General features: G+C 38.0%; 26 protein-coding genes. 11 read left to right on the top strand and 15 right to left on the bottom strand.

What is annotated here, in order from left to right; genetic code table 11:
- The first annotated feature begins 91 nt into the window (after positions 1–91).
- From J576_RS02750 to J576_RS02770, 5 genes are all read left to right on the top strand, one after another.
- Complete coding sequence (locus tag J576_RS02750) at positions 92–880, top strand: crotonase/enoyl-CoA hydratase family protein (RefSeq protein ID WP_002054519.1); 789 nt, start codon at positions 92–94, stop codon at positions 878–880.
- Between the two features lie 11 nt (positions 881–891).
- Positions 892–1,758 carry an NAD(P)-dependent oxidoreductase gene (locus tag J576_RS02755; protein ID WP_033855495.1) on the top strand — a complete coding sequence of 289 codons (867 nt, stop codon included), beginning with the start codon at positions 892–894 and terminating at the stop codon, positions 1,756–1,758.
- A 16-nt stretch (positions 1,759–1,774) separates the two neighbouring features.
- Positions 1,775–2,569 carry a hydroxypyruvate isomerase family protein gene (locus J576_RS02760; protein ID WP_002054583.1) on the top strand — a complete coding sequence of 265 codons (795 nt, stop codon included), beginning with the start codon at positions 1,775–1,777 and terminating at the stop codon, positions 2,567–2,569.
- Between the two features lie 81 nt (positions 2,570–2,650).
- Positions 2,651–3,052, top strand: a complete 402-nt coding sequence (gene rsfS / locus J576_RS02765; protein ID WP_002054521.1) for a ribosome silencing factor — start codon at positions 2,651–2,653, stop codon at positions 3,050–3,052.
- Between the two features lie 236 nt (positions 3,053–3,288).
- Positions 3,289–4,110 carry an SDR family NAD(P)-dependent oxidoreductase gene (locus tag J576_RS02770; RefSeq protein WP_002054525.1) on the top strand — a complete coding sequence of 274 codons (822 nt, stop codon included), beginning with the start codon at positions 3,289–3,291 and terminating at the stop codon, positions 4,108–4,110.
- Between the two features lie 51 nt (positions 4,111–4,161).
- Here the strand turns inward: J576_RS02770 and J576_RS02775 are convergent, their stop codons facing one another.
- From J576_RS02775 to J576_RS02785, 3 genes are read right to left on the bottom strand one after another with little or no spacing between them, the layout of a single operon-like run.
- On the bottom strand, positions 4,162–5,616 hold the full coding sequence (locus tag J576_RS02775; RefSeq protein ID WP_000394402.1) for an NAD(P)(+) transhydrogenase (Re/Si-specific) subunit beta: 1,455 nt from the start codon (positions 5,614–5,616) through the stop codon (positions 4,162–4,164).
- A gap of 12 nt (positions 5,617–5,628) precedes the next feature.
- The gene (locus J576_RS02780; protein WP_000230434.1) at positions 5,629–5,943 is read right to left on the bottom strand and encodes a proton-translocating transhydrogenase family protein; all 315 of its coding nucleotides are present in this window, start codon (positions 5,941–5,943) and stop codon (positions 5,629–5,631) included.
- Positions 5,944–5,954: 11 nt separating this feature from the next.
- Positions 5,955–7,082 (bottom strand): Re/Si-specific NAD(P)(+) transhydrogenase subunit alpha, encoded by a 1,128-nt coding sequence (locus J576_RS02785; RefSeq protein WP_002054515.1) that lies wholly within the window; start codon positions 7,080–7,082, stop codon positions 5,955–5,957.
- A 239-nt stretch (positions 7,083–7,321) separates the two neighbouring features.
- On the opposite strand from J576_RS02785, the gene J576_RS02790 reads away from it, so the two are divergent.
- From J576_RS02790 to J576_RS02800, 3 genes are all read left to right on the top strand, one after another.
- Positions 7,322–8,248, top strand: coding sequence for a DMT family transporter (locus J576_RS02790; RefSeq protein ID WP_002054509.1), 927 nt, complete (start codon positions 7,322–7,324; stop codon positions 8,246–8,248).
- A gap of 68 nt (positions 8,249–8,316) precedes the next feature.
- On the top strand, positions 8,317–8,724 hold the full coding sequence (locus tag J576_RS02795; RefSeq protein ID WP_002054562.1) for a RidA family protein: 408 nt from the start codon (positions 8,317–8,319) through the stop codon (positions 8,722–8,724).
- Between the two features lie 18 nt (positions 8,725–8,742).
- Positions 8,743–9,933: an MFS transporter gene (locus tag J576_RS02800; RefSeq protein WP_002054558.1), complete on the top strand. Its 1,191-nt coding sequence runs from the start codon at positions 8,743–8,745 to the stop codon at positions 9,931–9,933.
- A 344-nt stretch (positions 9,934–10,277) separates the two neighbouring features.
- Here the strand turns inward: J576_RS02800 and J576_RS02805 are convergent, their stop codons facing one another.
- The 12 genes from J576_RS02805 to cadR form a co-directional block, all read right to left on the bottom strand.
- Positions 10,278–11,408 (bottom strand): beta family protein, encoded by a 1,131-nt coding sequence (locus tag J576_RS02805; RefSeq protein ID WP_000975797.1) that lies wholly within the window; start codon positions 11,406–11,408, stop codon positions 10,278–10,280.
- A 2-nt stretch (positions 11,409–11,410) separates the two neighbouring features.
- Positions 11,411–12,634, bottom strand: a complete 1,224-nt coding sequence (locus J576_RS02810; protein WP_000394712.1) for an ImmA/IrrE family metallo-endopeptidase — start codon at positions 12,632–12,634, stop codon at positions 11,411–11,413.
- The gene (locus tag J576_RS02815) at positions 12,624–12,896 is read right to left on the bottom strand and encodes a type II toxin-antitoxin system HigB family toxin (RefSeq protein ID WP_000770669.1); all 273 of its coding nucleotides are present in this window, start codon (positions 12,894–12,896) and stop codon (positions 12,624–12,626) included. The genes J576_RS02810 and J576_RS02815 overlap by 11 nt, the downstream gene beginning before the upstream one ends.
- A gap of 407 nt (positions 12,897–13,303) precedes the next feature.
- The gene (locus J576_RS02820) at positions 13,304–14,122 is read right to left on the bottom strand and encodes a hypothetical protein (protein ID WP_000835370.1); all 819 of its coding nucleotides are present in this window, start codon (positions 14,120–14,122) and stop codon (positions 13,304–13,306) included.
- A 296-nt stretch (positions 14,123–14,418) separates the two neighbouring features.
- Positions 14,419–15,486, bottom strand: coding sequence for an ArsO family NAD(P)H-dependent flavin-containing monooxygenase (locus J576_RS02825; protein ID WP_000080827.1), 1,068 nt, complete (start codon positions 15,484–15,486; stop codon positions 14,419–14,421).
- 104 nt (positions 15,487–15,590) lie between these two features.
- Complete coding sequence (gene trxB, locus J576_RS02830) at positions 15,591–16,544, bottom strand: thioredoxin-disulfide reductase (protein ID WP_001191832.1); 954 nt, start codon at positions 16,542–16,544, stop codon at positions 15,591–15,593.
- An 18-nt stretch (positions 16,545–16,562) separates the two neighbouring features.
- Positions 16,563–17,267: an arsenical resistance protein ArsH gene (arsH, locus tag J576_RS02835; protein ID WP_001052988.1), complete on the bottom strand. Its 705-nt coding sequence runs from the start codon at positions 17,265–17,267 to the stop codon at positions 16,563–16,565.
- A 4-nt stretch (positions 17,268–17,271) separates the two neighbouring features.
- Positions 17,272–18,312: an ACR3 family arsenite efflux transporter gene (gene arsB / locus J576_RS02840; RefSeq protein WP_000068658.1), complete on the bottom strand. Its 1,041-nt coding sequence runs from the start codon at positions 18,310–18,312 to the stop codon at positions 17,272–17,274.
- Positions 18,313–18,319: 7 nt separating this feature from the next.
- Positions 18,320–18,793, bottom strand: coding sequence for an arsenate reductase ArsC (locus J576_RS02845; RefSeq protein ID WP_000670223.1), 474 nt, complete (start codon positions 18,791–18,793; stop codon positions 18,320–18,322).
- Between the two features lie 6 nt (positions 18,794–18,799).
- Positions 18,800–19,123, bottom strand: coding sequence for a metalloregulator ArsR/SmtB family transcription factor (locus tag J576_RS02850; protein ID WP_000373080.1), 324 nt, complete (start codon positions 19,121–19,123; stop codon positions 18,800–18,802).
- Positions 19,124–19,178: 55 nt separating this feature from the next.
- Complete coding sequence (gene arsC / locus J576_RS02855; RefSeq protein WP_000213577.1) at positions 19,179–19,613, bottom strand: arsenate reductase (glutaredoxin); 435 nt, start codon at positions 19,611–19,613, stop codon at positions 19,179–19,181.
- A gap of 224 nt (positions 19,614–19,837) precedes the next feature.
- The gene (gene cadR / locus J576_RS02860; RefSeq protein ID WP_000480874.1) at positions 19,838–20,230 is read right to left on the bottom strand and encodes a Cd(II)/Pb(II)-responsive transcriptional regulator; all 393 of its coding nucleotides are present in this window, start codon (positions 20,228–20,230) and stop codon (positions 19,838–19,840) included.
- A 75-nt stretch (positions 20,231–20,305) separates the two neighbouring features.
- On the opposite strand from cadR, the gene J576_RS02865 reads away from it, so the two are divergent.
- The 3 genes from J576_RS02865 to feoB are packed head-to-tail and all read left to right on the top strand — an operon-like array spanning position 20,306 to position 23,704.
- Positions 20,306–21,613, top strand: a complete 1,308-nt coding sequence (locus J576_RS02865) for a cation efflux transmembrane domain-containing protein (protein WP_000537300.1) — start codon at positions 20,306–20,308, stop codon at positions 21,611–21,613.
- Positions 21,614–21,624: 11 nt separating this feature from the next.
- Positions 21,625–21,885: a FeoA family protein gene (locus J576_RS02870; RefSeq protein WP_001048218.1), complete on the top strand. Its 261-nt coding sequence runs from the start codon at positions 21,625–21,627 to the stop codon at positions 21,883–21,885.
- On the top strand, positions 21,875–23,704 hold the full coding sequence (gene feoB, locus J576_RS02875) for a ferrous iron transporter B (RefSeq protein ID WP_001086233.1): 1,830 nt from the start codon (positions 21,875–21,877) through the stop codon (positions 23,702–23,704). The genes J576_RS02870 and feoB overlap by 11 nt, the downstream gene beginning before the upstream one ends.
- Positions 23,705–23,734 lie beyond the last annotated feature (30 nt).

A 23,734-nucleotide genomic window follows, 5' to 3' on the forward strand; every position in this document is an offset into this window, starting at 1 on the left:
AACCTGTAAAAAGGCATGACTGACCTGTCATGTTTCCAATTTCAAGCCATGTTATGCTCCGTTTATCGATAAAAAAATAAGCGGGAATTTCATGGCACTTTTACGTATTGAAAAGAATAATGGCATTGCGACAGTTTATCTAAACCGTCCTGATAAACGTAATGCCATGAGTTTTGCCCTCCTCAAAGAACTCGTTTCAACGGCTAAAGCCATACAAAAAGACCGAGATATCCGCTGTGTAATTTTGACGGGTGAAGCACAAGTGTTTAGTGCTGGTATTGATTTATCCGACTTAAACAATCCTAAAAACTCTGCATTTGCGATTTGGGAGCTTGTAAAACCTGGACAAAGCCTTTTCCAAAAAGCCTTTCTGATTTGGCAAAACTTACCTGTACCTGTGATTGCTGCACTTGAAGGTTATTGCTTCGGAGCAGGAATGCAACTTGCACTGGCTGCCGATATTCGTATTGCCCACCCAGAGACAAAAATGTCGATTATGGAAAGTCGCTGGGGACTAGTACCTGACATGGGACTTACCCGCTCACTCAAAGGTTTGATAGGTGTTGACCTTGCCAAAGAACTCACCTTAACTGCCCGTGTGTTTGACGGAAACTATGCAAAAGATATTGGTCTTGTAACTCATCTAAGCGAGAACCCTTTAGAAAAAGCGAATGCAATTGCCTCAGAAATGCTACAACGTTCACCTGATGCATTGACTGCTGCAAAACGTGTATTAGATGCAATGGAGCACCAGCCAGAAAAATCATTGCGTCTAGAAAAAATCTGGCAACTTAAATTATTACTTGGTAAAAATAGCAAACTTGCTCGTGAAAAAGACAAACATCCGGAAGTTAAATTTTTACCACGCCAATATAGATAAGAGCTTTGAAGATGAATTTTGATCGTAATACACCTATTGCCTTTTTAGGTATAGGACTTATGGGAAGCCGTATGGCTAGCCGCCTTATTCAAGCTGGTTTTCAAGTTGCTGTCTGGAACAGAACAGCATCTGCTTGTGAAGAACTTATCGATATTGGCGCACATGCTCTCGATCTTTCAAACATCGGACAATACCCTATAGTTTTAACTTGCCTAGCTGACAATAAAGCTGTGAAAGCCGTATTTGAGCAAATTCAGCCTCATTTAAAAGCAAATCAAGTTATTGTCGATTTCTCAAGCCTGTCTGTTGCTGCAACAAAAGCACTTGCTCAGGCTGCCGCGTCACAACATGTGACATGGATTGACTCCCCTGTTTCAGGCGGTACAGCCGGGGCAGAACAAGGCACGCTAGTCATTTTTGCAGGTGGAGATGCTCAAACTATTGAAGCTTTGAGTCCTGTTTACAATGTACTCTCTCAACGTGTAACACGTATGGGTGATACAGGTACGGGCCAAGCCACCAAAATTTGTAACCAACTCATTGTGGCAGCAAATAGTGCTCTTATTGCCGAAGCTGTAGCACTAGCAGACCACGCAGGTGTAGACACGACATTACTCGCTCCCGCCCTAGCAGGTGGATTTGCTGACTCAAAGCCTTTTCAAATACTTGCCCCACGCATGGCAACTCATACTTTCGAGCCTATTCAGTGGAAAGTTCAAACATTATCCAAAGATCTTAACAACGCGGTAACATTGGCTAACAATGTTAATTTAGACATACCTGTTGCACAAAAAGCTCTATTACAGCTACAAACTCACCAAAAAAATGGCTTTGCTGAGAAAGATTTAGCTACTATCATTCAACTAGTAGAGCAATAATAAACGGAGTTTGTGTATGGGTCGTCTTGCCGTTAACTTATCCATGATTTTTACCGAAGTTTCTTTAATTGAACGCTTTGCATTAGCCCATGCAGAGGGCTTTGAACATGTAGAAATCCAATTCCCATACGAACTTTCCATTGCCGATATTCAAGACCAACTTGAACGTTACAACCTAAGTTTATGTTTAATTAATGTTGCTGCTGGCGATCTTATGCAAGGTGGAAATGGTTTAGCAGGCATACCTGGTCAAGAAGCAGCATTCCGTGAAGCACTAGAGTTAACTATTCGCTATGCCACTGCCTTAAAAGTGCCTCGAGTTAATATTTTGGCAGGTAAGCAACCTCAAGATTCTGACTTACTTCCTTGCCTTAAAACACTTGCAAGCAACTTAAAGCTAGCTTGTGATTTACTTACAGAACACGACATAGAACCTGTATTTGAAATGATTAATGGCACAGATATGCCACGCTTTTTAGTACAGAACATTGCCCAAGCCCAAGAGATGCTTGAAGCAGTCAACCACCCTGCTTTAAAAATGCAATATGATTGTTACCACATGGCGATGATGGGTGAAGATGTACTTGAAGGGTTACAAGAAAATATTCACCAGATTGGCCATATTCAGTTTGCAGACTGTCCTGGACGCCATGAACCCGATACGGCTCAAATCCCTTATGAGCAAATTTTTTCATGGATTAAACAAAGCACGTATGACGGTTACATTGCAGCAGAATATAAACCTAAAAACGGGTCAAATCAGTCATTTACATGGAAAAAGAAATATTTTTCCGATGACGTAAATATATAAACTGTTACTAGTTTTGTTTGAAATTCTGAGTAAAAACCACTATATTAGATAGTGAGTAATTGTCAGGAAAATATACCCTATATGAATTTAGAACCATCGCCCAGCGTGTCTAATTCTCACGATTTCGCAATGAACACCTCAAATAAAGACGTACAAGCTTGTCTCAAAGTCGTCCATGACGCTTTAGTTGATGTAAAAGCAAAAGATATTCTACAGTTAGATGTTAGTTCTATTAGCAACGTTGCGGATGCTATTGTCATTGCGAGTGGTACATCTACTCGTCACGTCAAAGCACTTGCTGACAATGTTGCAGAAGAAGCTCGAAAAGCTGGTTTCCGCCCGATTGGCGTTGAAGGCGAACGAGATGCCGAATGGATCTTAATTGATCTTGGTTTTGTTGTAGTACACGTGATGCTACCAACTGCCCGCAAATTCTATGATTTAGAAAGCTTATGGCGTACTGTCCCAGAGTCAGTCGCATAAAATTTTGCTTTTAAAAAAGCGGCTCTTTTGAGCCGCTTTTTGTTTATATAACTAATCAAAATTTTATTTAAAAAAACTATCTTTTATAGCCTCAGATATCCTCATCAAAGCTTCAACAGCACTTACGAGCTAGTCATCAATCTTACTTAAATTTGACATGACAAATTGTCAGAATTCCAGCACTATAACAATTCTTATAGTCTCATCAATAAATAGCATAACCGGAGCACTAAAAAGTGAAGATACTCATTACAGGCGCCAACACAGGTATTGGTTTTGCCACAGCAGAACAACTTGTACAACAAGGACAACATGTGATTTTGGCATGCCGAAATCCTCAAAAAGCACAAGAGGCACAAAACAAACTACGCTCACTCAACCAAGGACAAGTTGATATCGTTTCTCTTGATCTGAACAGTCTTGAGTTAACCAGAAAAGCTGCTGATGAAATTGCAGATAAATATGGCAGCCTTGATGTGCTTATTAATAATGCCGGGCTATTTGCAAAAACAAAACAGCTCACCGCAGATGGGTTTGAACAACAATTTGGCGTTAATTATTTAGGTCATTTCTTACTTACTCAAAAGTTACTTCCGGCTTTAAAACAGTCACCTAAAGCACGGATTATTCACCTTGCATCTATTGCCCACTGGGTTGGCTCAATTAAACCTAATAAATTTCGTGCAGAAGGTTTTTACAACCCCCTGTTCTATTATGGACAATCCAAGCTTGCAAACTTACTGTTCAGCAACGCATTAGCTAAACAACTTGCTGATAGTACAATTACAAATAATGCATTACACCCCGGCGGTGTTGCTTCTGATATTTATCGTGATTTACCAAAACCAGTTTATGCAGCCATGAAAGTAGGTTTAGTTCCAACGTCAGTTCCCGCAAAGCTCATTACAGAAATGGCGATTGGAGACTCATGGCAAAATCGCAATGGCGAATATGTCAGCGCGCATATGCCTGACTGGAAATCTTCTCATGCCAAAAACCAGCAACTGGCACGCGACCTCTACCAACAATCAATGGACTTAGTAGAAAAGTTTCTTTAAATCCCAAAAAGCAAAAAACCACCCGAAGGTGGTTTTTTGTATCAAAGCAACTTAGTGGCCTGTACCATTAATTGCTTTAGTCATGTCTTCAACAACTTTCTTAGCATCACCAAAGATCATCATTGTTTTTTCATTATAGAACAAGTCATTATCAAGACCAGCATAACCCGTCGCCATAGAGCGCTTAATCACCATGATTGTACGTGCTTTATGTGCTTCAAGAATCGGCATACCATAAATTGGTGAACCTGGGTCATCTTTTGCAGCAGGGTTCACAACGTCGTTTGCACCAATAACAAGTACTACGTCAGTTGCCGGGAAGTCAGAGTTAATCTCATCCATTTCCAAGATATCTTCATATGCTACATCTGCTTCAGCAAGCAATACGTTCATGTGACCAGGCATACGACCAGCAACCGGGTGAATTGCGAAACGGACGCGAACACCTTGCTCTTTTAGAATTTCACACAGCTCTTTCACAGCATTTTGTGCACGACCTTGCGCCATACCATAACCCGGTACAATCACAACACTGTCTGCATTTGACATCAAGAAGCCAGCATCATCAGCAGAACCTGAACGGTAGTTACGTTGAACTTGTTCACCTTTAGCCGCTGTAGAAACTGCCGCACCACCCATTGCACCACCAAACAATACGTTGATGATTGAACGGTTCATTGCTTTACACATGATGTATGACAGAATCGCACCAGATGAACCTACAAGTGAACCCGCAACGATCAACATGTTGTTTTCAAGGGTAAAACCAATACCTGCCGCTGCCCAACCAGAGAATGAGTTAAGAAGCGATACCACCACAGGCATATCACCACCACCTACCGGTGCAATCCATACCCAGCCAAATGCAAGTGCAAGTGCGGTCATTGCCCAGAAAGCAGTCATATTACCAGTTGTGAAGAAGTAGAAACCACAAGCCAACATCGCAACAAAGATAAGCGCTTGAACAGGTTTAACCCATGCACCAGAAATTGTTTTAGCCCATTTTTTCGCAGCCAATTTACCGTAAGCAAATACAGATGCTGTGAAGGTAATCGCACCAACGAAACAGCCCACAAACAATTCAAATAAATGAACTTTGCTCATGTGCGCATGTTGTACGCCAGCAGCTGTTAATGCCGCCTCGTTTTGGGCAAACAATGCTGTAAGCTGGTTGTTATGCAAAATTGCAGCAACTGCAATTAAAACTGCAGCCAAACCTACTAATGAGTGCATAAGTGCAACAGTTTCAGGCATTTGAGTCATTGGTACAGTACGTGCACGTGCAATACCCACAATCGCGCCAAGCACCATTGCACCGCCAATCATCCAGATCACTGGATTGTTGGCAACAAAGAAGGTTGTTACAACTGCAATCGCCATTGCGATCATACCGTAACGGTTACCTTGAATTGCTGTTTTAGGACCAGATAGACCGCGAAGCGTCAAGATAAAGAGAATTGCGCCTACAAGGTACAACCAGTTTGCATTTGCTTGAATAAATTCCATGTCAAAGCCCTCTTATTTCTTTTGCTTAGGCTTGAACATTTCCAACATGCGTGCAGTTACTGCGAAGCCGCCGAAAATATTAATGCTTGCCAAAAATACCGCAATCGCACCAAGTACGCTTACAACATTCACACTTTGAAATGCAACATTTGCATCTACACCAAGTACAGGCAGCCCGACTGTTTGTAACATCGCACCAACGACAATAATTGATGACAATGCGTTGGTTACCGCCATAAGTGGCGTGTGCAAAGCTGGTGTAACACCCCAAACAACGTAATAACCTACGAAGATGGCAAGGACGAAAATTGTAATAGTTTCAACCATGAGAAATCTCCTTAACCACGCTTAAGCAGCACTTGACCGCCATGAGTGACCAATAGGGCTTTTTGGATTTCGTCTTCTTGATTAATCGCAAAGTTTTTCTCTTTGTCGAATAAAGTCTCTACGAAATTAAAAACGTTACGTGCATATAATGCAGAAGCTTCTGTCGCAACAGTGGCTGGAATATTTGGAATACCCAAAATTTTTACGCCATTTTCAGTAACAACAGTTTCACCAACTTTAGAACCCTCAACGTTACCGCCTGTTTCAACTGCCATATCTAAAATGACAGAACCTGGTTTCATTTTGGCAACAGTTTCAGCTTTGATCAGACGCGGTGCATCACGACCCGGCAACAATGCTGTTGTAATCACGATATCGGCATTCGACACAGCCTTATCTACAATCGCAGCTTGGTCTTTGATGTATTGCTCACCTGGCATCCAGCCATAACCATTTTTTGCTGCATCTGCTGCACGTTGCTGCTCTTCTTCAGACATTGGTACGTCTAACCACTTACCACCTAAAGACTCAACCTGATCTTTTGCCGTTGGGCGCAAGTCAGTTGCTTCAACAATTGCACCCAAACGTTTTGCAGTAGCAATCGCTTGAAGGCCTGCAACCCCAACACCCATAATCACAACACGTGCAGGCTTTACAGTACCAGCAGCAGTCATCAGCATTGGGAACATGCGTTGATATTCAGTAGCTGCAAGCAGAACTGATTTATAACCAGCTAAGTTTGCTTGAGAAGACAACACATCCATGTTTTGTGCACGAGAAAGCGTACGAGGAAGCAATTCCAGAGCAAAAGCAGACACTTGCTGATTCGCAAACTGATCTAGCTCGGTATTACGATAAGGATCAAACATTGCTACAACAGCTGTATTTGCTGCAAGTTTTTGAATTTCCCCGCCTTGTGGCGCACGAACTTTCAAAATAATTTGACTACCCGTATAGGCATCATCCGTAATGGTTGCACCGACCTGTTCATAAGCACTGTCAATGTACGCAGCCTTTACACCAGCACCACGTTCAATCACAACGCTATGACCAGCGCTAATCAACTTCTTTACTGTCTCTGGCGTAGCAGCTACACGATTTTCACCGACGACAGTTTCGGTTGGGATTCCGATCTGCATGAGCGTTCCTCAAGCTAATTTCTCATTGTCAAAAACATTGCAACCCGCAATGTTTCCCCCATGTGTATTCTTTGTACAGAATTTGGATTCTAATTGAACTTTTTGAAAATACCACCCACTATTTATTTAATAAATACCCATATTTTGAACTGATGATTCACGATATTTGACTTGAGGTGTAATATAGGAAGATTTTTCTTTTTTTTGCAGACAATAGTCTCTCTTATACAGTCCTGTATATGAAAATTTCTTTATCTTCGTTTCAAATTGGGTCTTTTTTCGCGCTTTGTTCTGCTTTTCTATTCAGCACAAAAGCAATCTTTATTAAACAAACTTATGCCCTTTCTCCATTAGTAGACGGTACAGTCCTGATGGCTTTACGTATGCTAAGCGCCTTACCGTTCTTTCTATTAATTTGCTGGTTCAATAGGCATCATAATCAGGGCATAAAAAAGAAGGATTGGCTAATTTTAATTTTTGCCGGTCTATTAGGCTACTACTTTGCCAGCTGGCTTGATTTCATGGGCCTTATGTTTATTAGTGCTTCCTTAGAGCGAATTATCTTATTTTTATATCCAACACTTACCGTGATTGCATCAAGCCTGCTCTACAAACAAAAATTAGATATAAAAAGTTTAATCGCCATTTTTCTTAGTTATGGTGGAACCGTGCTAGTGATGCTCCAAGAACACAACAACGCACCAATTCAGGGCAATTTCTGGCTAGGAACAAGTTTTGTATTTGCAAGTGCTGTAGCATTTGCTGGTTATTTACTGTTAACCCCACCATTAATTAAAAAATTTGGTTCTTGGAATTTCACAGGTTTAGCGTTAACTGTGGCCTGTATTGGGGCATTAACACATTACGCACTAAGTACTCCTCACCCTATTCAAATAATATTACAACTCCCCTCAAGTGTAATTTGGTATGGAGTCGGCTTAGGCTTTTTAGTCACTGTCTTACCCACCGTTATGCTCATACAAAGTATTGAACGTCTTGGTGCATCACAATCTGCAATGATCGCTTCAATCGGGCCAGTTTTAACTATTTTACTTGCCGTTGTTTTCTTAAATGAACATCTTAATATGTGGCAATGGGTCGGTTGCCTACTCAATATTGTAGGGGTAATGATGATTACGCTTAGAAAGAAAAGACTAAAACATTAAATTCTCTTGACCTCAACTTAAGTTGAGGTTGGATACTCATCTAAATTTTACTGAAAGGTTGAGTTCCGATGAATAAAGAAACTTTTAGAATCATAAACCCCTCTACTTTATATAACCCAACGCCAAATGCTTATAGCCATATTGCTGTAGTCCAAAATTTTAAAAATATTATTCATATTGCAGGACAAGGCGGTGAAGATTCAAAAGGTAAATTAAGTCCAAATTTTGAAGAACAAGCCACTCAAGTTTTTAATAACATTCAAAATGCATTAACAGCAGCAGAAGCAAAAATCTCAGATATTGCTGTTTTAAGGGTTTTAATTGTTGACCACTCAGACGAAAAACACCAAATTTTAATTAAAATCATGCAAAATCTATGGAAAAATCATCCTTTTCCAGCCTGTACGCTCATTCCTGTACCACGCCTTGCATTAGAGCGCATGCTCATTGAAGTTGAAGCAACAGCATACACCTAATAAAACCGAGAGAATATCATGTCTACCCCTGAAGATATCAGTCAAAATAAACCTTTGCTTTGGTTGATGGCAGCAGCATGTGGCTTATGTGCAGGTGTGAATTATTACTGTCAGCCTCTAATTCACTCTATTCAGCAAGAGTTTGCTGTAACTCAAGCACAAGCCGCTTTAACAGTGACATTTGCTCAGGTGTCTTATGCCCTCGGTCTACTCTTTATTGTTCCGATGGGTGACATCGTCAATAAAGCCAAAGCTATTCCGTTTTTGATGGTGCTTTGCGCAGTTGGTCTATTTACTTCTGCTTTTGCTGTTAACTTACCTATGCTCTGGATTGGTACAATTTTAGCGGGCTTGTTTTCTGTTGCAGCTCAAGTATTAATTCCATTAGCTACCATGACAGTCAAACCTGAAAAAACAGGCGAGATTATTGGTTTTTTAATGAGTGGCTTATTGGTCGGGATTTTACTCTCTACCAGTCTGGCCGGTTTATTTTCCAATCTTTTCAACTGGAAAGTCGTTTATGTGGTAAGCGGCGTATTAATGCTATTACTGGCATTTACTTTAAAAAGTCGTCTACCTTACGTCTTGCGTATGAAAATGAACTATGGGCAAATTTTTGTTTCCATGGCTCAGCTTTTAAAGCAGGAAAAGCGACTATTACTAAGAGCGCTTACAGGTGCTTTCGCCTTTGCAGCAGTAAGTACTTTATATTCCACTATCGCCTTACTACTGACCTCAGCACACCATTTACCCGATCTGTTTATCGGACTGGTCCCTCTAGTTGGTATTTTTGGTGCATTATCAACCCGCTACATTGGTAAATACGCTGACCAAGGCTACACAAAATTACTTACTTGGATGGGCTGTGGACTATTCTTAGTCAGTTGGGTTTGTTTCTACTTTGGACAAACTCTACTTTCTACATATGTCATTGGATTTGCGTTAATTCAATTAGCACTCGCGCTCGTTCACACCAGTAACCAAAGTATTATTTTCCGTCTACGTCCAGATGCCAAGTCCCGCATTAATGCCATCTATATGACCACTTACTTTATTGGTGGCGCAGCTGGTTCGGCATTAGGAATTTTTGCCTGGAATCATGGTGGATGGACCATGACTTGCCTTGCAGGGGTTGGACTCGTTCTGTTTTGTATTTTATTTAGTGTGATTGATGCTTTCTTACAAAAAAAGCAGTTGGCTCACTCATAAGGTAATTTGTTAAAAATCATCTTTCTACATTCACCATAAGGGCGGTTATAAATTACACGATTAAATGTCTCTGTCGATTCAGAGCTAAACCCCGTATAATGCTGCCCTTTCTTTAATTTAGTAACTTTTGGGTATAATTGATTATGCAATCACTTCAATCGTTACAACCTCGTATTTCAGTTGCCCCAATGATGGATAGGATCAACTAAAATAAAATATCATTTATTATTAAAAACTTAGAAACAAAAATAAAATTCATGGTGTAAATTTAGTGTAAAAATTTAATTACTGAAAAATAATTTAAAAATCCAGCCCATTTATGAATGGCTGGATTTTTATTTGATCTATTTTTGATAAGCTAGCTCAAAAGATCCTATTTCCTCTAAGACATACCGAATGTGGTGGCTCGTATCAATTGCAACCCATTGCGTAGGATTTCCTATAAAATTATTAATACCGTGCGCACATTCAAAGATTTTATTGTCTCCCCAACTAAAGCTTACATCTTCATAATAGATAGAATTAATTAATCTCATTGCTAGCTGCTTTCTATGCCCATGACTTCCACCATCTCTAGAAAATGGATGGCCTCTTACGACATAGTAATTTTTATCTATAGTGTAGATAATTTTTCCATTCGTATGTTGATTAATAATCTGCTTTTCTGGAGCTGGATGTCTTGCTCCATGATCTGCAAACTTCAATTTAACATTAGGGAACATGTTTCTTAAAGTCTGCCATACAACCATTTCTTTTCGAAGTACTGGACCATCCGTATCATGATCTTCAATGGCTTCTGCAACGCTTGAAGGATATGAAGCTCCACTGATAGAAATGTATTTAAAATCATATTCAGTTAATACTTCTAAAAAGTCTCTAGACTTGCTTAGCATCTGTTCAATTGTTATACGATTGACACTTACATCCCCAAAATCTAATAATATAGAACAATTATTTTCTGCTAATTTTAAATCAGAAATAATTGATTCTAGTTGTTCTTTGAAAAAATCAGGTTCATCAATATCATACATTGCCTCACCATCTAATCTAATACAAAAATAAGGAGCCTCTGGATAATTTAAATTTTTCATTGTTTGATGATAAAGACTGCTCATTTGATCAAACCAACGGTCATAACCAATTACAGGAACTACCTTTACTCCTAATGCAAACAATTTGTTATACGTATAGGTTAGGAAATGCTCACCATTCTCCAATAAAGCTTCAGATGGTTTCCAAAAATAACCATCCACTAAAGCAATATTTCCACTCCATAATTTCCCTATTTTCTCGCAACGGCTATTAATATCAACAAGTCTTGAAACCCCTTCTTTATAAATATTAGGCATTTCAAATAAAGGGTGGAAAGTTGGCTGTATTTGATATTCTAACTGCTCAGACCTAATAGGTTTTATCGCATCAAATTCACCTTGCTTCGCTTTCATGATTGGGACATATTCTGGAATTTTCATCATCTCTACTCCTCAACACTTAATAAATGAGAATTGGTTAATAATGCCTTGACCTGATATTGACCAACCAAGTCTGAAAATAAGGTGTAATTTCCCAACTCTTTTCGAATACGCCCTGCAATGATTGCTGGATGAACTCTCAACTCTTTAGCCAACTTTTCAATAGATTCTTTACTTGGTGAGATAAATGCCTCTGTACGTCTCAAAACTCCTCTTGGTATAAATGCCTCTCTTGCCAATCGATTTGCTTCAGCCTCCCTCCGATCCTCCATACTTGATGAATCTAAATCATCGAGAAATGCTTCTGTTTCATCAACATGCTTCCAAATATGTGCGCATTCATGTAGTAACGTAAACCAAAAATTATCCAATCGGTCATATCGTAAACTTAGCCCAATAATAGGAGTGCCGTCACTGTCCTTCAATGCCGCTCCATCAAGATGCGTACCCTTAAGATGAGGCTCAATGACTACAGCAATTCCATGCTTTTCTAAGTATTCAATTGCTAATATTGGCCCATGCTCAAACCAGCTTAATTGAGCTAACTCTCTTAAAAAATTACTATTTATTAAATTAGGGTCATATTTTCCTAGACTATCTTTCTTATCTCTAGCTTGGAGAATGACTCTAGCTAGCCACGCATACAGTGCATACATCGTATTAGGTGTTTGGGCATCACCAGACAACTTTCGTTTAAAAGAAGCTGAGCCGATTTGTAACCCTGATTGAGCAATATATTTTTGGATAATACTCTCAGTTGATGCTGCCGTATCAGCAAGAAATGTTTTTAACCACCCCCTATTTTTCATCTCTTTAACAGGAAATTTAGACCAATCAATATTATTTTTATCTAATGTATTCTTTGAATTTGATAAACCAATTAATGTCTCTACCGACAGTCCCAACCCTACAGATAATGCTCGGATCATATCTACGGTTAAAGCTCTTTTTCGATTAAGAACTTCAGAAACTCTACTAGTAGTACCAAAATATGGGGCCAAATCAGCTTGTTTTAACCCTTTCTCATGCATCCTAAATAGAATTGCATCAATAGGATCAGGCGCCTCTATCGGATATTGTTTATTTTCATAATCTTCTATTAAAACCGATAATAATTCCAACCGATCACTCTCAGGACTTCCTATAGCCGGATTTAGCATAATTAAAGAATGCACTTCGTCAAGATAAGCTTGATACTGCTCTCTTGTACGAATAACTTTAAATTCCATTGTTAGCACCTTTAATGTTTACAGCTTTAATAATCGCTATTCTTTGAGAAAACGCGATTTGTAGACAAATAACCCATTTAGAGTTATGTATCGAAAATTCGAAACATTGATTTTCCAAAATAGATACTTTTGGAAATTGTTTCAGAATATCTTCCGCGCCCCGCCAATGAGCATCACGTATTTCAGAGATCCAACTTATGAGCCATTTTTTAGCAAACTCACACTCAATCACTGTTATTTTTTCAAGACCTAAAAGCTTCATTTAAAAATATTCCCAATTTGGGAATAAATTACACCATTTCAAAATACAACTCAATTCCCATTTTGGTAATTATCATAAACTAATTATTGAGAACTACTTTAATTGCTTAAATATTTATCAGTAATATGGTCTTTGTTAGATTTTTTTGAAATAAAAGAATAAATTTAATTAAATAAATCAATATTTAAAGTTTGATATGTTAGATATTGAATTGACATAAGCTGCCCATAATTCCTTCATTCAAAACCTAATTTAGTCACGGTCTTTCTAACAGAATTACAGTCTGACTAACCTCTAATGATCTTAAATAATAAATAACAGTAAAAATACTTTCTGTTATAGGGATAGGTAGTCTATAGATTGTTTTATGTATGTGGACAAATCCAGACTTGTCCACATATTTAAAATTAGGAGTCACTACCTATGCGTTTGCGTTCACGACTTCTAAAATTTTTCACATATAGGCCATCAATCATTTCTTTTGGCTCTAAAGCTAAGGCGCAATTAGCTAAAGTAGCAATTGTATTATCTGTTAACTTAAAGTCATTAGGTAAGAAACCATATTCTTTCTGACGATTACATTCAATAGCTTCAAATAAAGCTCTAAAATAATCAACTAAGGAAGCTCTCTCACCTCTTGTTGCCACTTCAGTAATAGAATCAATAGCAATAGGTACGGCCATTCTTGCATCTTCAGCGATAACTTTCATTACATCATCTAACCGAGGCCAATATTTAAGATCAAACCGACCTTGGAGTTGCTTTAATTTATCTAGCAAAGATGTTCTAAAATACGGATTATTCTGAGATGCTTCACGAATTACATTACCAATGTGATAATGGGTATCTGTCATAAAGCCAGAAGTATTTATTAACTCGGATCTAGTTTCTAGGAGAGCTGCTAATTCATGAGCTTTAATAGAAATTTGCTGATTAATCTCATTCAATTTTTTCTGAGCAGCTCTAGACTTTATTACTTCCTCTGGACTATGCATTGAAGTAATTTCTACTAACAAATCTAAAAAATTTGTGAGGGCTTGATGATATTTCCCTAGTTTTGAATACAACTCACTATAAGCATGTTGTAACTCAACTTTACGCTCAAGTAACCTATCAATGATTATATTTTCACTAGGAAGTATCTTGGCTTGCGTATTAGTAGCTTTTTTATCTAATAGAATAGCTACACATACCTCTTGAGCTTTTATTTCATCTATAGACTTCATGATTTCATCTCTGTAATTGGTTCTGCTTACAGTGTAATTAGCTCAATTAAATCTGTCGGTATCTGAGTAATAACAACTTTTGTAGTACTCAGATACCTCCTTACTCATGAAAGAGTATATAAACAGTAGACTAGTTTTATTGGGAATTATATTAAGCAACTAGAGTCTAGTTAAAATTTTCCAGTTATTGATCACTAACTAAATTAGAACCAATACCACCAAAAAAAAATATAAGTGTTTGATATAAAAAATATATAAACCTTCTATATCTTTAGCCATCCTTTATTTAAGAATTTTTAATCTATAGCTAAGTAAACAGCTATTTCATCGACTACTGCTTTGGCTGTTCTAGAAACCCCAATTAATGTTGCCGATGCCATGCCTGTCCATTCACCATAACCAACTAGCCAAAGGTTGTTTATTTTTATTGAACGCCCATCATTGACAGCAACAGTCTGATTAGGTTCTATCACTCCTAGACTCCTTAAGTGATTTAGGGATGCTTTGAAGCCTGTACACCAAATCACAGCATCAACCAATTGTGTTGAACCATCCTCCCAAACAACCGAATATTCTTTAAATGCTTTAAAGGGTTCTCTGCTATGTAATACCCCACGTTCACGTGCATCTTTGACACTATCAATCATGACAATATCCCCTAGACCACCAATGGGTTGATCAACTATTCGTCCCTCCTGTTGTGCCTTCAAACGTTCTGTTGCTCGAAGGAATAAAACACGCCCATCAACATCATCCGATAAAAATTGAGGAGGATTTACTGTGATCCAAATAGTGTCTGCAACTTCTGAAACTTCAGCAAGAATTTGAGCACCAGAGTTACCTCCTCCTATCACTAGAACCTTTTTATTAATAAAAGGTTCTGGATTAACATAATGTGCTGAATGGGTTTGTATTCCTTTAAATCTTTCTAATCCTTCGTAATGTGGAATATAAGGCTGACTCCATGTACCTGTAGCACTGACAACGGCCTTTGCTCGCCAATATTTATCACCCGCATATACATCTAAGCAGTCATTTTTTTTCTCAATATGATCAACATGTATAGGTCGAATGACAGGAAATTGATAGCGTTGTTCGTATGCAGATAAGTATTGAATCACCTCATTCCGCGTTGGATAAGTTTGTTCAGTTTTTGGCATCATCCAGCCCGACAACGAACTCCAAGTATTTGGAGAAAAAAGACGTAAAGACTCCCAAGCATGTAACCATGCACCACCTGCCTGATTTTGGTCATCTAAAATCACAAATGGAATTTTCTTACGTTTTAAAAAATAGGCTGTAGCAAGAGCTGCTTGTCCACCACCAATAATGACTACATCTACTTCAGCTTGTAATTGAGACAAATTATCTCTCCCTCTTCTTTATTGTCATAAACAAAATCAAAAGCCCAGCCTGTTTAACAGACTGGGCTTATTTCTTAAAACTTTCAAGTGATTGAATTAGCTTTTCAATCGTTCAATTGATCTAGATATTTTTCAGCATCTAGAGCAGCCATACAGCCTGACCCAGCTGAAGTAATCGCTTGACGATAAATGCTGTCAGCGACGTCACCAGCAGCAAAAACACCAGCTACAGAAGTTGCTGTTGCATTACCAGAAGTACCGCTTTGTACTTGGATATAGCCATCACGTAAGTTTAATTGACCATCAAACATTCCAGTATTTGGTTTGTGGCCAATTGCAACGAATAGACCATGAACCTCTACGTCTTGCTTAGACTCATCTTGAGTTGATTTAAGGCGAACACTTGTTACACCAGTATTGTCACCCAATACTTCTTCAACTTCGTGATTCCAGATAATGCTGATTTTGCCTTCTTTTTCTTTAGCAAATAAATGATCTTGCAAAATCTTTTCAGAACGTAAGCTATCACGGCGGTGTACTAGCGTTACATGTGAAGCAATATTTGATAAATAAAGCGCTTCTTCAACAGCAGTGTTACCACCACCTACAACCATTACTTTTTGGTTTTTGTAGAAGAAACCATCACATGTTGCACATGCGCTTACGCCTTGTCCCATAAAGTTTTGTTCAGACTCTAGGCCAAGATATTGAGCTGTAGCACCAGTTGCAATAATCAAAGCATCACATGTGTACTCTTCCATATCACCTTTTAGAACAAAAGGACGTACGTTTAAGTCCACTTCGTTAATATGGTCATAGACGAGTTCTGTACCAAAGCGTTCAGCATGTGCTTGCATACGATCCATTAATGCAGGACCAGTTAAACCTTCAGGATCGCCCGGCCAGTTGTCAACTTCGGTTGTTGTTGTAAGTTGCCCACCTAGTTGTAAACCCGCAATTAAAGTAGGTTTAAGGTTTGCACGCGCTGCATAGACAGCTGCACTATAGCCCGCAGGGCCAGAACCGAGAATTATCAGACGTGAATGTCTACTTTGCATTTAGTTCTCTCCAATGTGTTACAGACTACGCTGGTTAACACGTTTAGATAATTCTTCAGCAGATTCTTTACGCTCAGAATATCGATCAGTTAGATACAGGCTTTGTCCACGCGTAAGTAATGTAAACTTATAGAGTTCTTCCATCACATCTACTATACGATCGTAATAAGAAGATGCTTTCATACGTCCATCTTCTTCAAACTCTAAAAAGGCTTTAGGAATTGAAGATTGATTCGGGATTGTAATCATCCGCATCCAGCGCCCCAAAATACGCATCTGGTTAACGCTATTAAAAGATTGTGAACCACCACTAACTTGCATAAGTGCTAAAGTTTTACCTTGCGTCGCACGTATTGCACCACCAGCCAAAGGAATCCAGTCGATTTGGGATTTAAAAATAGAACTCATAGAACCATGACGCTCAGGTGAACACCAAACCATACCCTCTGACCAAGCCAAAAGTTCATGCAATTCTTTTACTTTTGGATGTTCAGTATCGGCATCTTCTGGCAAAGGCAATCCTTTCGGATGAAAGATTTTCACCTCAGCACCAAACTCCTCCAAGATTCGTCCTGCTTCCATCACCGCTAAACGACTATAAGAACGTTCACGATTCGAGCCATATAACAATAAGATGCGTGGTGCATGATCCAGTGCTTTAGCTTGAACTTTCTCTAAAGTAGGTCGATCAAGAAGATTCATATCAACATTTGGGAGATTCATAGATTTACACCGATTCAAAATACTTTTTTCTTAGCCATAAAGAGACACTGACCAAAGCAATCAAAACTGGTACTTCAACTAATGGCCCAATGACTGTAGTAAATGCCACAGGCGATGCTAAACCAAAGGTTGCAATGGCTACAGCCAGTGCTAACTCAAAATTATTACCCGCAGCAGTAAATGAAATTGCTGTAGTTTTTGGGTAGTCATTACCCATCCACTTACTCATAAAGAAACTAATGAAGAACATTACGATAAAGTAAATTGTTAATGGAATCGCAATTCGAATTACATCCAAAGGCAGACTCACTACATCTCCACCTTTGAGACTAAACATAGCAACAATAGTAAACAGTAATGCCAATAGACTTAATGGACTGATCTTCGGTAAAAAGACATTTTGGTACCACTCTAAGCCTTTGGCGTTGACTAAGATCAAACGGGTCAAGAAACCAAGAAAAAAAGGAATACCCAAGTAAATTAATACCGCGTGGGTAATCGTCCAAAAATCCACATTGATTACTTGCCCAGCAATACCAAAATAAGGTGGTAAGAAGGTAAGAAATAACCAAGCATAAGTACTAAAGAACAAAATCTGAAAGATACTATTGAATGCAACCAATGCTGCTACATATTGGTTATCGCCGCAGGCTAAACCATTCCAAACTAAAACCATTGCAATACAACGAGCTAATCCGATCAGGATTAGTCCAGTCATATACTCTGGATAGCTATGCAAAAAAATAATTGCTAATGCAAACATTAATACAGGAGCAATAATCCAGTTCTGTACTAAAGACAAAGTTAATGTTCTTTTGTCTTTAAATACTTGTGGTAGAGCTGCATAGTCCACTTTGGCTAACGGTGGATACATCATCAGAATCAAACCAATCGCAATTGGAATATTGACAGAATCCACACTCATTTTGTCTAAAGTAACGGAAGCTTGAGGTAAGAAGACACCTATCGCAATCCCCAACCCCATCGCAATGAAAATCCATAGCGTCAGGTTACGATCTAAAAATGACAGTCTTTGTTGAGCCATGATTTTCTCATTCAATATCTGATATGTGATTGATTGCAGCAATTAATTCAGGACGAGACATATTTGCTGTATCAAGTGCAAATAAAGCATCTAAACGACGGTTGATATGGTCTACTGTCACTTGGAAAGCTTTTAATTTTTCCTCTTTAGGCAAGTCTAAATGTGATGGATCAGCCAAGCCCCAATGTGCCTTGATCGCTCCCCCCAAATAAAGAGGACAAGCTTCTTGAGCTGCTGAATCACACACAGTAATCACTACATCAGGTTTATATTGCTCACAGTCATCAATGGTTTTACTCCATAAACCTTCTGTTGAAAGACCAAGGTTTTCCAAAGTTTCAATAGTCAATGGATGCACCTGTCCTGATGGCTTACTACCTGCACTGTATGCTTTCCAGTCATGAGGAGCACGACTGTTAAAAAGCACTTCAGACAAAATGCTACGACAACTATTTCCAGTACACAAAAAAAGGAATTTCATAATCTATTACTCACAATAACTATTTATAGAAAGCGTGTTGGTATTGCTTACAACTTGACTAGATGATGTTTTTTTTAAAGTATCTAGAATTTCAAAACACCATGCTGGAAGTTGTTGATTAATGCTGTAGTACACCCATTGGCTTTGTCGTCTGTCTTGTAAGAGACCAGAAGAGCGTAATAAAGCTAAATGCCTAGAAATCTTTGGTTGACTCAGTTGTAGCTTTTCTGTCAGATCACAAACACAGAGTTCTTTATTCTCAGCAATTAAAGTGACAATATTGAGACGGGTTTCATCTGATAAGCATTTAAAAAAATTAACTTGATCCATCTTTGCTACCTATAAATTTGGATATGCAGATAATCACATACAAGAACTAAATTTTTTAATTTACTCTCTGACCATTTTCGTCGATCACTTGTTCACCATCTTCTTTAGTGAAAGCACCTTTTTGTGGTAATGGCAGAATATCCAAGACAACTTCTGAAGGACGACTTAAGCGAGTACCTAATTCAGTAACAACAAATGGTCGATTAATCAAAATAGGATGTTCAAGCATAAAACTGAGTAGTTGTTCATCACTCAAATCACTACGATCAAGCTGTAAATCCCGATAAGGATCTACATTCTGACGAATAGCCTCTCTTACTGTTAAGTTTGCATCCTGAATCAATTTAACTAATTCGTCATGACTAGGTGGTGTAATGAGATATTCAATAACGGTTGGTTCAATTCCTGTATTGCGAATCAAAGCCAAAGTATTCCGAGAGGTGCCACAAGCAGGATTGTGATAAATCTTTACATCTAATGAAGTTGTCATGAAACTGGGACCTCTAATATATTAATATCTTTATATATGAATTAGCATATATATGCAACTTCATATATGATGGTCTGCAAAATACAATCCATTAAATAAGCTAGTTAAATTTGAAAAACTGCTGTAAACAATTCATTTTAGATTAAGAATTTAGCAATAATATTAAATAAGCCAATATACGTATCAGTAAGTTTGAGAAACAAATGTGATCACTAACTTTTTATTCAGGCTAACTTCTTCAGTACACCACATTTGTCCACTGTACATAACCCATCACAAGTCTTTCTTATTTCTAATAGCTGCTGTATGAGTTTCTGCTGATTCCGAATATTTTCCTCTACATCGTTAATATGTGAATCGATAAGCTCATTCACATCAGAACAATTTAGATTAGGCAGATCCTTATAATTTAGTAATTTTTTGATTTCAATTAAGTTCATATTCAAAGAACGACAATTCACAATGAATTTCAACCGATCAATGTAATCTTCAGTATATAGTCTATAGTTACCTTGAGTTCGATCAGGTTGCGGGATTAAACCTTCTTTTTCATAAAACCGTATTGTCAGTACTGAGCACGACGTTTTCTCAGAGAGCTCTCCTATCTTCATAAACATTAGAAATACTCAAAATCCAACTTGACTCTATAGTAGCTATAGAGATTTTAATATGCAATAAGTAAAGATATGACTATGGGCACATCAATGAGTGGTTGCGGTTGTAATAAAGAAAGTTCTTGTGAAGACACTAAGCAAAATCAAAATGAATCAGAAACAAATTCTGGTAACAGTAAAGATTTAACTGCTGAAGAAAGTAAAAGCTCTTGTTGTGGTAATGAAGTACCACAACAATCTAAGCCAGATGAAAAAGATTCTTGTGCTAGTACTCAGCCATGTTCTACGCAGTCAAACTCATGTTGCACCCCAGATTCAATAAGTTCACCTGAGATAATCAGTGATAATGAGGGTGTAGCGACTTTCATCAGTGACTATAAAATCCCTAAAATGGATTGTTCCGCAGAGGAACAAATGGTTCGGATGACTTTATCTTCTTTGGTAAATGTTAAGAGGCTAGTTTTTGATTTGCCGAATCGAAACCTAAAAGTTATGCATAATGGTGAAAGTAATGAAATCACTGCAAAACTTGAAGCTCTTGGGTTTGGCGCTAAATTAAATAAAACTGAAGCCTATGTAAATAAAGAGCATGCAAAAGAAATCAGTACGTTTCTGATTCCGAAAATGGATTGCTCTGCTGAGGAGCAAATGGTTCGTATGGCATTGTCTCCAGTGAGTGAGGTCAAAGGACTAATATTTGATTTACCTAATCGGAAATTAAAAGTTTTTCATAATGATGGTCTTAATGAAATTACTAGCAAACTTGAAGCACTTGGTTTTGGAGCCAAACTTGAAAGTACCGCTGCCTCTGTGGGTGAAATGCCTGAAAAAGCAGATACGTCTGAACAAGCAAAAGTTTTAAAAATTCTTTTAGCGATTAATCTCCTATTATTCTTTATAGAGTTTATCAGTGGTTTGGTAGCTGCCTCTACAGGCTTGATTGCTGACTCATTGGATATGCTTGCTGATGCCACAGTGTTTGGTATAGCACTGTTTGTTGTTGGTAAAAGTGTAAAAAAACAATTAAAAGCAGCGCATCTTTCAGGCTGGTTACAGTTAATTCTCGCTACTTCTGTAATTGTAGATGTTGTGCGTCGGTTCATTTATGGTAGTGAGCCAGAGTCTTTCTTGATGATTGGAATTGCTGCTTTAGCGCTAATTGCCAATTTTTATTGTATATACCTAATGTCTCATCAAAAAAATGATGGTGCACACATGAAGGCTAGTTGGGTCTTTTTATCCAATGATATCATAGTCAATTTTGGTGTGATTTGTGCAGGGATACTAGTTGCTTTGACAGGTTCCGCATATCCAGATCTTGTTATAGGAATAATTGTTTCACTTTTCGTACTTAACGGTGCTCGAAAAATTTTGGCATTGAAATAAGAGTATTAAAAATGAATTTATTCCAAGTTAAACCAAACGAATTTGTCAAAATTGTTGACCTAAAAAAAGGTAACCAATATTTAGATAAAAATGATCCAGTTCTCGAACGACTTGAATTGTTAGGTTTCAGAATTGGTGAAACTTTACAAGTTCTAGCTAAGGGACTTTTCGGTGGTGATCCAGTATTGGTTCAAATTGAAACTTCTCGATTTGCGTTAAGAAAGAATGAAGCTGAACGAATTTTTGTAGAGATTGTTTCAAATGAACAGTAAAAATATTGCACTTATTGGTAACCCAAATTGTGGGAAAACATCTCTCTTTAATACTTTAACAGGTACTCGTCAAAAAGTAGCTAATTATGCTGGTGTTACTGTTGAGCGGAAAGAAGGTTTTTTTAAACTACCTTCTGGTGAATCAGTTCGAGTTTTAGATTTGCCCGGCACATACAGCTTAAAGCCTACGAGTCTAGATGAAGAGGTAACAAGGGCTGTATGCTTAGGTGAGCTTGAGGGTGAGGTTCTACCTGATATATATGTATGTGTGGTTGATGCCACTAATTTACATTTACATTTAAGTCTTGTGCTTGAAATAAGGGCATTGAATCGACCAATGCTTCTTGTTTTAAATATGATGGATGAGGTCAAAAAGCGTGGTATTTCGATAGATATTAATAAGCTATCAGAATTGTTGGGTATCCCTGTTATTGAGGCTGTTGCCGTTAAAACTAAAGGCGTGCAAGAACTACTAAATCAATTAGATCAAAAAAATCTATTTGTCACTCCTTATCATTCTGATCTGAATCATTTTGATCAGATTAAAAATATTACTAAACAGGTAATTTTAAAAAATGATAACGGTGATGCAAGAACAGCTTTCTTGGATAAAATTTTCTTACATCCTGTACTTGGTTTAGTCATCCTAACGCTTACCATGTTTGTCATGTTCCAAGCCGTTTTTATCTGGGCACAACCTTTTATCTCATTAATTGAAAATGCAATTGCTTGGTTAGGTAATACAATTGGCCCGCTTATTACTCATCCATTACTTAGAAGTCTTATTGTTGATGGGGTAATCGCTGGATCGGGTAGTGTTTTGGCTTATATGCCGCAGATCCTTATCTTATTCTTCTTTATTTTAATTTTAGAAGAATCAGGTTATTTGCCACGAGCAGCATTCCTTTTGGATAAATTAATGTCCAAAGCTGGTTTAAGTGGACGTTCCTTTATTCCACTATTGTCTAGTTTTGCCTGTGCTATTCCTGGTGTCATGGCAACACGAAGCATTAGTTCGGAAAGAGATCGTCTAGCAACCATTATGATTGCGCCATTAATGACTTGTTCTGCAAGATTACCTGTTTATGCTTTGCTAATTGCGGCATTCATTCCAAACAAATTAGTTTATGGTTGGTTGAGCCTACAAGGTTTAGTTCTTTTTGGACTATATATGGCTGGAATTGTTTCAGCATTATGTGTTTCTTTATTTTTGAAACTAGTTAGAAAAGATAAAACAGAAAGTATTTTTATCTTTGAGTTGCCTACTTATCGATTGCCAGATATTCGAAACGTTGCATTAGGACTTTATGATCGAGCTACGATCTTTCTAAAAAGAGTTGGTGGTATTATCGTAGCATTATCTATATTGCTTTGGGTGTTGGTTACGTTCCCTCAACCACCTGAGCATGCCACGATGCCTGCTATCAACTATAGTTTAGCTGGACAACTTGGACACATTATTCAGCCTATATTTGCACCTATTGGCTTTACTTGGGAAATCTGTATCGCATTAATTCCTGCTATGGCTGCAAGGGAAGTTGTCATTGCTGCTTTAGGTGTAATTTATGCTATGTCTGGAGATGAAGATACTGTAACTCAAACATTGTTGAGTCAAATCTCTGGTCCTGATGGTTGGGGGCTAGCTACAGGGATGTCATTATTAGTTTGGTACATTTTCGCACCACATTGTCTTGCAACATTAGCGACCATTCGTCGTGAAACTGGTAGCTGGAAACAGCCTGTTATTATGGCGACTTACTTATTTGGGCTTGCGTATTTCTTTGCCTTCATTACATATCAGCTTATTAGTAGACTTTAATCAAAATAAGAATATTTCATAAAGAAAAAT

It is taken from the genome of Acinetobacter sp. 766875, from assembly GCF_000582055.1.
GTDB classification, from domain to species: Bacteria; Pseudomonadota; Gammaproteobacteria; order Pseudomonadales; family Moraxellaceae; genus Acinetobacter; species Acinetobacter nosocomialis.

Bases quoted from the DNA above. Each gene is read 5' to 3' on its own strand.
- trxB (WP_001191832.1), bottom strand. From the start codon at position 16,544: ATGCAAAGTAGACATTCACGTCTGATAATTCTCGGTTCTGGCCCTGCG.
- rsfS (WP_002054521.1), top strand. From the start codon at position 2,651: ATGAATTTAGAACCATCGCCCAGCGTGTCTAATTCTCACGATTTCGCA.
- J576_RS02815 (WP_000770669.1), bottom strand. From the start codon at position 12,896: ATGAAGCTTTTAGGTCTTGAAAAAATAACAGTGATTGAGTGTGAGTTT.
- arsC (WP_000213577.1), bottom strand. From the start codon at position 19,613: ATGACAACTTCATTAGATGTAAAGATTTATCACAATCCTGCTTGTGGC.
- J576_RS02755 (WP_033855495.1), top strand. From the start codon at position 892: ATGAATTTTGATCGTAATACACCTATTGCCTTTTTAGGTATAGGACTT.
- J576_RS02800 (WP_002054558.1), top strand. From the start codon at position 8,743: ATGTCTACCCCTGAAGATATCAGTCAAAATAAACCTTTGCTTTGGTTG.
- J576_RS02750 (WP_002054519.1), top strand. From the start codon at position 92: ATGGCACTTTTACGTATTGAAAAGAATAATGGCATTGCGACAGTTTAT.
- J576_RS02865 (WP_000537300.1), top strand. From the start codon at position 20,306: ATGGGCACATCAATGAGTGGTTGCGGTTGTAATAAAGAAAGTTCTTGT.
- J576_RS02820 (WP_000835370.1), bottom strand. From the start codon at position 14,122: ATGAAGTCTATAGATGAAATAAAAGCTCAAGAGGTATGTGTAGCTATT.
- J576_RS02805 (WP_000975797.1), bottom strand. From the start codon at position 11,408: ATGATGAAAATTCCAGAATATGTCCCAATCATGAAAGCGAAGCAAGGT.
- feoB (WP_001086233.1), top strand. From the start codon at position 21,875: ATGAACAGTAAAAATATTGCACTTATTGGTAACCCAAATTGTGGGAAA.
- arsH (WP_001052988.1), bottom strand. From the start codon at position 17,267: ATGAATCTCCCAAATGTTGATATGAATCTTCTTGATCGACCTACTTTA.
- J576_RS02845 (WP_000670223.1), bottom strand. From the start codon at position 18,793: ATGAAATTCCTTTTTTTGTGTACTGGAAATAGTTGTCGTAGCATTTTG.
- arsB (WP_000068658.1), bottom strand. From the start codon at position 18,312: ATGGCTCAACAAAGACTGTCATTTTTAGATCGTAACCTGACGCTATGG.
- J576_RS02775 (WP_000394402.1), bottom strand. From the start codon at position 5,616: ATGGAATTTATTCAAGCAAATGCAAACTGGTTGTACCTTGTAGGCGCA.
- J576_RS02795 (WP_002054562.1), top strand. From the start codon at position 8,317: ATGAATAAAGAAACTTTTAGAATCATAAACCCCTCTACTTTATATAAC.
- J576_RS02780 (WP_000230434.1), bottom strand. From the start codon at position 5,943: ATGGTTGAAACTATTACAATTTTCGTCCTTGCCATCTTCGTAGGTTAT.
- J576_RS02790 (WP_002054509.1), top strand. From the start codon at position 7,322: ATGAAAATTTCTTTATCTTCGTTTCAAATTGGGTCTTTTTTCGCGCTT.
- J576_RS02760 (WP_002054583.1), top strand. From the start codon at position 1,775: ATGGGTCGTCTTGCCGTTAACTTATCCATGATTTTTACCGAAGTTTCT.
- cadR (WP_000480874.1), bottom strand. From the start codon at position 20,230: ATGTTTATGAAGATAGGAGAGCTCTCTGAGAAAACGTCGTGCTCAGTA.
- J576_RS02785 (WP_002054515.1), bottom strand. From the start codon at position 7,082: ATGCAGATCGGAATCCCAACCGAAACTGTCGTCGGTGAAAATCGTGTA.
- J576_RS02870 (WP_001048218.1), top strand. From the start codon at position 21,625: ATGAATTTATTCCAAGTTAAACCAAACGAATTTGTCAAAATTGTTGAC.
- J576_RS02810 (WP_000394712.1), bottom strand. From the start codon at position 12,634: ATGGAATTTAAAGTTATTCGTACAAGAGAGCAGTATCAAGCTTATCTT.
- J576_RS02850 (WP_000373080.1), bottom strand. From the start codon at position 19,123: ATGGATCAAGTTAATTTTTTTAAATGCTTATCAGATGAAACCCGTCTC.